Source organism: Acinetobacter lactucae (assembly GCF_013344765.1).
Taxonomy (GTDB): domain Bacteria; phylum Pseudomonadota; class Gammaproteobacteria; order Pseudomonadales; family Moraxellaceae; genus Acinetobacter; species Acinetobacter lactucae_A.
The window spans coordinates 1-1,751 of record NZ_JABVBF010000300.1 but is presented as its reverse complement, the minus strand read 5'-3'; the positions used below and the strand labels follow the sequence as shown (position 1 = coordinate 1,751).

Below are 1,751 nucleotides of genomic sequence, written 5' to 3'. Positions count from 1 at the left end.
CTATAATACCCATTATATTAAATAATTCTACTTATCTTGAAGTAATCTCTATAATCAAGTTAAGGAGAGTCTTCGTCTGTCTTTTAGTCATTCACCTTCTATAAATTCATGTCCTGGTGTAATGTCATGCCCTGGTGATCGAGGGACACACTGCTGAAAAGGTATGCATCTTTGTTGTTCAGCTCCATCAAATCTCCACAAAGTTGTTATGAGATTAATACTTTCGTCTCTCTGATGAAGAGTGACGATATTAGCTCCTCTTTTGGAATCTGTGTGCTCAACAGCAATATAATCAGGTGTGGTTTCACCTAATTCGTTTGCACGTAACAAGGATAATCCTAAAAATTTTTCAAGACCATTTCGTTCGAGTACCATTGCCACATCGGAAAAGACTGATTGGTGCTTTGTGAAAAAGTTTTTATCCAATTTAGAGTCAGAGATTAAACAATATTCTAAAGGTTCAATTGAATCTTTAGTATTAACACGCCAATTCATGGGACAAATAGGCCCATCAATATCTATAACTTTTGTTCGAGCAGTTACTAATGCGATAGTTTCATCATTTAACTGTTCAGAATATTGAAACATGATCTCGTCATCTGATAGATCATTGTGACGATGTATTAGGCTGATTCCAATAAGATCATGTAAGTTATTGTTTGCGAGTATTTGGCCGACTTCTTCTAGAGTCGAATGAAAGTTAGGAGAAAGAGAAATAGCCGAATGAGCTTTCATAACTCCAGGAAGACTATTGTAAGATGAGTTAAGCATATATAGTACCTCCATTAGGATAAGTAAAAGAAAGCACTAGCTTTACCAATATACTCCACCTTATTACAGAGAGAATTTGGCCTAATCATTTATCTATATGATGCAAAATATATTTGTTCTGGTTGATGAAATTAATTATCTAGTTAGATTGATTGCTAGAGCTTACTTTTCTGATATTTTTAAAAGTGGATCGTTTATTTGATCCTACTCTTAATGAAATTATAATACACATATTTATATTTTGTTTAATTTTTTAATCTTATTTTGTGTCTATTATACGGTGATCAGATGACTGGCATGAACAGATGATGCACTTATTAGTGTACATTTCTTTGAATGAATTAGTAGAAGAGCATTCAAATGTTTGATCTAAAATAACATAATACGCCTTATGTGAATGCAAAAATAGGAGCATGATGGCTCCTATTTTTATTGTTATAAATTGAATCCTATATGCTTTCCCGTTGGAAGCTCTATATCAATTCGAAGTTTTCCACCCATCGCTTCAACATACTTTTTTATTGTTGAAATTTTCAGATCATTTCCATGGTTTTCGATAGCTGAAAGGGAAGATTGCTTAATTCCAAGGGTTTCAGCCAATTCTTTTTGAGAAATTTCTAACTCTTTACGAATCAAGTAAAGCTGATTCTTGATCAATAACTCATCTGTCATTTGTTTAATACGAGCTTGACTCTCCGGAGAGCGACTAGCCAATAATTCTTGTAGGGTCTTAGCCATCAGATTATTCTCCTAATGTTGAGAGATGAAGTCCATGATGCTGATCTGCAATAGCTAGCATCTCTGTATAAAAAACGCTTTTACTGCTCTTATCATCAATACACAACATAATATAGTTGGGTGTTATGATTGAAGTTCTTTAGAACTACTACTTCTGATAGACTACAAAAAAAATATAATCTATTCCGGCCTCAGTGAGTAAGATATAGACGATAAAACTAACTCTCAATAAGGTTTAAGTT

2 protein-coding genes and 1 pseudogene are annotated in these 1,751 nt (G+C 33.4%); all 3 read right to left on the bottom strand.

Annotated elements, in window-relative coordinates:
- Positions 1-87 precede the first annotated feature (87 nt).
- On the bottom strand, positions 88-771 hold the full coding sequence (locus HUN22_RS16850) for a hypothetical protein (RefSeq protein ID WP_174731797.1): 684 nt from the start codon (positions 769-771) through the stop codon (positions 88-90).
- A gap of 435 nt (positions 772-1,206) precedes the next feature.
- On the bottom strand, positions 1,207-1,509 hold the full coding sequence (locus HUN22_RS16845; protein WP_174731794.1) for a helix-turn-helix domain-containing protein: 303 nt from the start codon (positions 1,507-1,509) through the stop codon (positions 1,207-1,209).
- A gap of 4 nt (positions 1,510-1,513) precedes the next feature.
- Positions 1,514-1,621: pseudogene (locus HUN22_RS18280) on the bottom strand (type II toxin-antitoxin system RelE/ParE family toxin); the annotation flags it as partial.
- Between the last annotated feature and the right edge of the window lie 130 nt (positions 1,622-1,751).

Coding starts and splice junctions, on each gene's coding strand:
- HUN22_RS16850 (WP_174731797.1), bottom strand. CDS start 771: ATGCTTAACTCATCTTACAATAGTCTTCCTGGAGTTATGAAAGCTCAT.
- HUN22_RS16845 (WP_174731794.1), bottom strand. CDS start 1,509: ATGGCTAAGACCCTACAAGAATTATTGGCTAGTCGCTCTCCGGAGAGT.